Origin of the sequence: Aestuariivirga sp., assembly GCF_020252405.1 — a bacterium.
GTDB lineage: Bacteria > Pseudomonadota > Alphaproteobacteria > Rhizobiales > Aestuariivirgaceae > Aestuariivirga.
Window position 1 is genome coordinate 1 of the sequence record NZ_JADCDA010000043.1, and the last position, 6,371, is coordinate 6,371.

5 protein-coding genes and 1 tRNA gene are annotated in these 6,371 nt (G+C 64.9%); 3 read left to right on the plus strand and 3 right to left on the minus strand.

Annotated elements, in window-relative coordinates:
- Positions 1-136 precede the first annotated feature (136 nt).
- Together iolB and iolC are read right to left on the minus strand one after the other, a co-directional pair.
- Positions 137-934 carry a 5-deoxy-glucuronate isomerase gene (gene iolB, locus IOC69_RS07770; RefSeq protein ID WP_290542979.1) on the minus strand — a complete coding sequence of 266 codons (798 nt, stop codon included), beginning with the start codon at positions 932-934 and terminating at the stop codon, positions 137-139.
- A gap of 93 nt (positions 935-1,027) precedes the next feature.
- Positions 1,028-2,950, minus strand: a complete 1,923-nt coding sequence (gene iolC / locus IOC69_RS07775; protein WP_290542980.1) for a 5-dehydro-2-deoxygluconokinase — start codon at positions 2,948-2,950, stop codon at positions 1,028-1,030.
- 144 nt (positions 2,951-3,094) lie between these two features.
- Between iolC and iolG the strand changes: the two genes are divergently transcribed.
- Both iolG and IOC69_RS07785 read left to right on the plus strand, forming a co-directional pair.
- Positions 3,095-4,093 (plus strand): inositol 2-dehydrogenase, encoded by a 999-nt coding sequence (gene iolG / locus IOC69_RS07780; protein WP_290542981.1) that lies wholly within the window; start codon positions 3,095-3,097, stop codon positions 4,091-4,093.
- Complete coding sequence (locus IOC69_RS07785) at positions 4,090-4,920, plus strand: SDR family oxidoreductase (RefSeq protein ID WP_290542982.1); 831 nt, start codon at positions 4,090-4,092, stop codon at positions 4,918-4,920. The genes iolG and IOC69_RS07785 overlap by 4 nt, the downstream gene beginning before the upstream one ends.
- A gap of 95 nt (positions 4,921-5,015) precedes the next feature.
- Here IOC69_RS07785 and IOC69_RS07790 read toward each other — a convergent pair.
- Positions 5,016-5,092: transfer RNA gene (locus IOC69_RS07790), tRNA-Arg, on the minus strand.
- A gap of 189 nt (positions 5,093-5,281) precedes the next feature.
- Between IOC69_RS07790 and IOC69_RS07795 the strand changes: the two genes are divergently transcribed.
- Positions 5,282-6,307 (plus strand): zinc-dependent alcohol dehydrogenase family protein, encoded by a 1,026-nt coding sequence (locus IOC69_RS07795; RefSeq protein ID WP_290542983.1) that lies wholly within the window; start codon positions 5,282-5,284, stop codon positions 6,305-6,307.
- The last annotated feature ends 64 nt before the right edge of the window (positions 6,308-6,371 follow it).

The window sequence follows — 6,371 nt, forward strand, 5'->3', positions numbered from 1 at the left end:
AACGTCAGAGCCGAATGGAGCCTGATCTGCACCGCCCACAACCTCTGCAAACTGGCCAAGGCCGCAACATGAGCCAGAACATCCCGCTGAACCCATTGCACAAATGCAACAAAAATCAGATTATCCAGACAGGCTCCTAGGCCTTCAGCAGCCACTCATGTTCCGGCGCATTGTGGAACTTCCACGTCCGCTTCGGCCCCGCCATCACGTTGAGATAATATAAATCATATCCATGCGTCGTCGCGCAAGGATGATAGCCCCTGGGCACCAGCGTCACGTCGCCATCCTCCACCGCCATGGCCTCGTCGAGCGAACGGTCATCGGTGTAGACGCGCTGGAAGGCGAAGCCCTGCGGCGGGTTGAGGCGGTGGTAATAGACTTCCTCGAGCAGCGACTCATGCGGAAGATTATCCTCGTCATGCTTGTGCGGCGGATAGCTGGAGGTGCAGCCGCCGGGCGTGATGACCTCGACGACGAGCAGCCCCTCGGCCGCGTCCCATTCGGGAATGATGTTGGTGACGTGCCGCGTGTTCGATCCCCTGCCGCGCGTTTCCTGGTGCAGGCCCTCGGGCGGGATGACGCGGGCCGGATATTTGCCGCCCTTGCCCGGCGCGGTGCAGACGGCAAGCGTCACGCCGTTCTCCGCCGTCACCTTCCACGCTTCGCCGGCGGGGATATAGACCGACCACGGCTTTCCCTCGAAGGGCGAGTTCCTGTCGCCCAGCACGCCGTAATCCCTGGCGCCCACGAAGACACGCCCCTTGCCGCCGATGAAGACGAGGCACACCTCGCGCCCCTCCTCGCCGCCATCGGCGGTTTCGCCCGGCCTCAGCTTCCAGATGTCGAAACCCACATGTTTCCATCCCGCGCTCCCGGGCGTCACGTGAACGAGGCGGCCAGTGTCCGTCGTGGGATGAATCTTGAGCTTCGGCATTCGCGCCTCCCCTGAGCGCCGCCAATGCTCACGGCAGCACCGGGACGTCAGGTAACGCCTTTTCCCGCCAAGGTCCATCGGCATTGCAGACTGCTAAGCCGTGCGCCGCGCGCCGTTCCAGATGTCGGCAAGCGCCTGAAACCGCGCCGCCATGTCCGCCACCGCCTGCTCGTCATCCATCTCGCGGCGCAACCATTTCTGTGCCGCATTGCTGAAGATCGTGCGGCCCACGGCGAAGCCCTTGACAATGGGCTGTCCGGCGGCAGCCTCAAAACCCCTGGCCAACTCCTCCTCCGGCGCGTCGAGCCCCAGCAGCAGAACGCCGCGGCACCACGGGTCATTCTCCCTGATCGCCGCCGCGATGTTCTCCCAGGCCGTGGCCGAGGCCTGCGGTTCCAGCTTCCACCAGTCAGGCTTGATGCCGAGGGCATAGAGATCCGTCATCGCCCGGGCGACGGTTGTGTCATCGATCAGCCCGTTCTTGCCGGCAATGATCTCCACCAGCAATTCGCGCCCCACCTTGCGCGCCGCCTCATACAATGTGCGCAGCTTCTGCGCCTGCCCGTCCTTCATCTCCCGCGGGTCGTCCGGGTGATAGAAGGCGAGGCACTTGACCGTATGCGTCACCGGCCAGTCGACCAGCCGCGCGCCCACGTCCTGCGTGAACTCGAAGCGCAAGGGCCGCGAGCCCGGCTGCTCCAGCGGGCGGCCCACCCACAGGCCCAGTTTGGCCGCATCGAACATCGCCTCGCGGCCATAGACATCGTCGAGCAGCGTGCCATATCCGGGCTCGCCCTTCGCCACGCGGCCAATGGCCTTGACCGCCAGCCGCTTGAAGCCGTTGAGGCGGGCGCGCGGCGCGCCCGCGTCATCCGCCATCTTCTCCATCTGCATGCGGTGGTCGATGGCGAAGGCCAGCAGCTTTTCCGGCTGCTGGCGCCTTGTCGTCGCCCAGTGCACGTGGTTGATGGCCTCGTCCTTGCGCAGCGCCTTGTGCGCGCTGCCATGCGTCAGGAAAAACTGCAGCTCCTCCCATGTGGGGATCTCGGGCGAACAGAGAAGCCGCGACACCGCAAACGCCCCGCAGGCATTGGCCCAGGTGGCGCTCGTCGCATGATCCTCGCCCCTCAGCCAGCCGCGCAGAAAGCCGGACATGAAGCTGTCGCCCGCGCCCAGCACATTATAGACCTCGATGGGGAAGCCCTTGCCCACCAGCCCCTGGTCGGGCGCATCGGGAATCGCGCCGGGATAGACCACGCAGCCCATCGGCCCGCGCTTCAGCACGATCACCGCCCCGGACAGCTTGCGGATGGTCCTCAGCGCCTCAAGCGTGTCTTCCGTTCCCGCCGCGATATGCACCTCTTCCTCGGTGCCCACGATCAGGTCGCAATCCGGCAGGATCGACTTCATGTGTCCGGACACCTTGTCCGACCTGATGTAGCGCTCCTCGCCCGCACCGAGGCCGGCGAGGCCCCACAGGTTGGGCCGGTAGTCGATGTCGAGGATCACCTTCGCGCCATGGGCCCTGGCGATGCGCATCGCCTTGCGCTGTGCCGCATCGGTGTGGGGCCTGGCAAAATGCGTGCCCGTCACCAGCACGGAGGCGGAGGATTTCACGAAATCCTCGTCGATGTCGGATTCGGAGAGGGCCGAGTCGGCGCAATTGTCGCGGTAGAAGATCAGCGGGAAGGTCTTGTCGTCCTCGACCGACAGCAGCACCAGCGAGGTGAGGCGGTCGGGGTCGGTCACGATCCCGTCCAGCGCCACGCCCTCGCGCGCCATCTGCTCCTTCACGAAGCGCCCCATCTGCTCGTCACCCACCCGGGTGATCAGGCCGGAGTTGAGGCCGAGGCGCGCGGCGCCGATGGCGATATTGGAGGGGCAGCCCCCCACCGACTTGGCGAAGGAGGCGACGTCCTCAAGGCGCGAGCCGATCTGCTGGCCATAAAGATCCACCGAGCACCGCCCGATGGTGATGACGTCCAACCGCTTGCCCGTGGCCGAACCCCTCGACATGCCGCACCCCGAATTCGTGACTGCTTGCTTGACAATACGAAACAATAATTCCACAATGAAGTCAATTCAGAATGTTTGTTCCAAATACCGTCGGCGAGGGCAGCAGACGCAACTGAAATGACACTATTCCCCGGGAGGACTTGAATGATACGTTTTGGAGTTCTGGGTGCAGGCCGCATCGGCAAGGTGCATGCGAGAACGATTGCGGCGTCGGGCAAGGCGAAGGTCGCCTATCTCGCCGACACGGTGGCGAAAGCGGCGGAGGAGCTGGCGGCCGAGGTGGGAGCCAGGGTCGCGGGCGTCGAGGACGTCATCAAGGCCACGGACGTGGATGCGATCCTGATCGCCACCCCCACGCCCTTCCATGCCGAACAGATCGAGGCGGCTTCCAACGCCGGCAAGGCCATACTGTGCGAAAAGCCCGTGAGCCTTTCGGTGGCCCGCATCGAGGCGTGCCTGAAGACGGTGGAGAAAAACAAGACCACCCTGATGATCGGCTTCAACCGCCGCTTCGACCCCAACTTCGCCGCGCTGGAAAAGCGCCTGCGTCAGGGCGTCATCGGCAATATCGAGCTGGCCACCATCATCAGCCGCGATCCGGCGCCGCCGCCCGCGTCTTACGTCAAAAGCTCCGGCGGCATTTTCCGCGACATGATGATCCATGACCTCGACCTCGCGCGCTTTCTGGTGGGCGAGGAGTTCGTCACGGTCAGCGCGCTGGGAGCAGCCCTCGTCGACAAGGCGATCGGCGATGAAGGCGACTGCGACACCGCCGCGGTGCAGATGCAGACGGCGTCGGGCAAGATCGCCGTCATCACCAATTCGCGCCGCGCGTCTTATGGCTATGACCAGCGGATCGAGGTGCACGGGTCGAAGGGCATGCTGCGCGCCGGCAATCTCCACAACACCACGGTGGAAGCGGCGACCGCCGACGGCTTCAACGCAGACCCGATCCTCAACTTCTTCACCGAGCGCTACGGCCAGGCCTATGCCAACGAGGTCCTGACCTTCATCGACGCCGTGACCGGCAACAAGCCCGTCGCCCCGTCGGGCGCCGATGGGCTGAAGGCCCAGAAACTCGCCGATGCCGCAACCGAATCCTGGCAGTCCGGCAAGCCCGTGAAAGTGAGCCAAACCGCATGAATGTCGACTCTCTCAAGAATCTTTCCATGGACGGCAAGACCGCCGTCATCACCGGCTCCACGCAAGGGCTGGGCGAGGCCATCGCCCACCTGTTTGCGGACCGCGGCGTCGCCCGGATGGTCATCACCGGCCGCAACGCCGAACGCGGGCAGCGGGTCAAAGCCGCGCTGGAAGCAAAGAAGGTGGAGACCGTCTTCGTCGCCGCCGACCTCGTGAAGCTCGCGGACGTGCGCAGGATCGTGGCCGCCTGCGAGGCTTCCTTCGGCATGATCGACGCGCTGGTGAATGCCGCCGCCCTCACCGACCGCGGCACCATCTGGGACACCACGGAAGCCCGCTACGACGAGCTTTTCGACGCCAATGTCAAAGCCCCCTTCTTCCTCATGCAGGACGCGCTGCATCTGATGAAGAAGACGAAGACAAGCGGCACGATCGTCAACATCCTCTCCATGTCGGGCCATGGCGGGCAGGATTTCCTCACCGCCTACTCCACCACCAAGGGCGCGCTCGCCACACTGACGAGGAACGTCGCCTATTCGGTGATGAAATACAAAATCCGCGTCAACGGCCTCAACATCGGCTGGATGGACACGCCGGGCGAAGACCGCATCATGAAGACCTATCATGACGCGGCACAAGACTGGCTCGCCAGGGCCGAAGCCGCCCGGCCCTTCGGCCGGCTGCTGAAACCAGCCGAAGTCGCCCGCGCCACCGCCTATCTCTCAAGCGGGGAATCCGGCCTCATGACCGGCGCCATCATCGACTTCGACCAGCAGGTTCTGGGTGCGGGCAATTCGACCGCGGAGCCGCCCGAAGCGGTCTGGTGAGCCCCCGCCTCAGCCCGCGACGAACGCCCGCAAGGCATCCGGCTGGCATGCCGCAGGTTGCTCAAGCGTTGCGGAACATGCCCTTGGCAGGGGTTTGGCGCACCCGACAGGATTCGAACCTGTGACCTCTGCCTTCGGAGGGCAGCACTCTATCCAGCTGAGCTACGGGTGCAGCGCGCAACAGAACTATAACTGATTGGCATGGCGTTCGGCAATGGCCGAGGTTGGCGCTTGTTCCGGTCCGGCGGAACCACCTGGCCGGAACATGCGCCAGATCATAAGCCTGAGCATGATCTTGTTGCAAAACCGGGTTCCAGTTTTGCGGATCATGCTCTATGGGGCGTGTCCGGGAGGCGCCGCCATGAGAGCAGCCATATTCGATGCCTATCGCGGTCCTCTGGAGATCCGCAGCGTGCCGGACCCGGATTGCCCTCCGGATGGTGTGATTCTGAAGATCGAGGCTTGCGGCGTCTGCCGGTCGGACCATCATGGCTGGAGCGGGGTGGACCCGGACGTGCGGCTGCCGCATGTGCCGGGGCATGAATTCGCCGGTGTGGTGCTGGCCGTGGGCCCGGACGTGCGGGCCGTCAAGGCCGGCGACCGCGTCACCGCCCCCTTCATCCTCGCCTGCGGCGATTGCCCGGACTGCCGGGCAGGGGAGGCCACCGTGTGCAACCACCAGCATGTGGTGGGCTTTTCCGGCTGGGGCGCCTTTGCGGAGCGGCTCGCCGTGCCGCGCGCCGATTTCAACCTCGTCAGGCTGCCTGATGAGCTGGGCTTCGCCGAGGCCGCCGCCATGGGCTGCCGCCTGACCACCACCTTCCGCGGCCTTGTCGACCGCGCCGATCTCAAGCCCGGCGAGTGTCTGGCAATCCATGGCTGCGGCGGCGTGGGCTTGTCCGCGGTCATGATCGGCGCGGCGCTGGGCGCGCAGATCGTGGCCATCGACATCAACGAGCAGGCCCTCGGCATGGCCAGGTCGCTGGGCGCCAACGTCACCCTGAATCCCTCGCGGCTCGCGGACACGGCGCTGGCGGTGCGCGAGGTGACCGGCGGCGGGGCGCATGTCTCGATTGACGGCCTCGGCATCACCGCCACCATCCACAACTCGGTGCGGAGCTTGCGCAAGCTCGGCCGCCATGTGCAGATCGGCCAGCCCCTGGGCCGGCATGCGAGCCCGCCCATGCCGCTGCTCGAAACCGTCTATGCCCGGCAGATCTCGATCCTCGGCACGCGCGGCATCGCCGCCCCGCGCTTTTCGGCGCTTCTCGGCATGATCGCCGGCGGCAGGCTCGATCCGGCGCGCATCATCACAAAGCGCATTGGCCTGTCGATAACGTACACAATCTTTCGCACTTTTCAAAGACGGCGGCATCTTTCACATTGAAGAAGGAAAGAGGCCATGAAGGAAGAGAACGAAGGCAGATCGATGGGGCAAGTTATCAAGATCG

Bases quoted from the DNA above. Each gene is read 5' to 3' on its own strand.
- iolB (WP_290542979.1), bottom strand. From the start codon at position 934: ATGCCGAAGCTCAAGATTCATCCCACGACGGACACTGGCCGCCTCGTT.
- iolC (WP_290542980.1), bottom strand. From the start codon at position 2,950: ATGTCGAGGGGTTCGGCCACGGGCAAGCGGTTGGACGTCATCACCATC.
- iolG (WP_290542981.1), top strand. From the start codon at position 3,095: ATGATACGTTTTGGAGTTCTGGGTGCAGGCCGCATCGGCAAGGTGCAT.
- IOC69_RS07785 (WP_290542982.1), top strand. From the start codon at position 4,090: ATGAATGTCGACTCTCTCAAGAATCTTTCCATGGACGGCAAGACCGCC.
- IOC69_RS07795 (WP_290542983.1), top strand. From the start codon at position 5,282: ATGAGAGCAGCCATATTCGATGCCTATCGCGGTCCTCTGGAGATCCGC.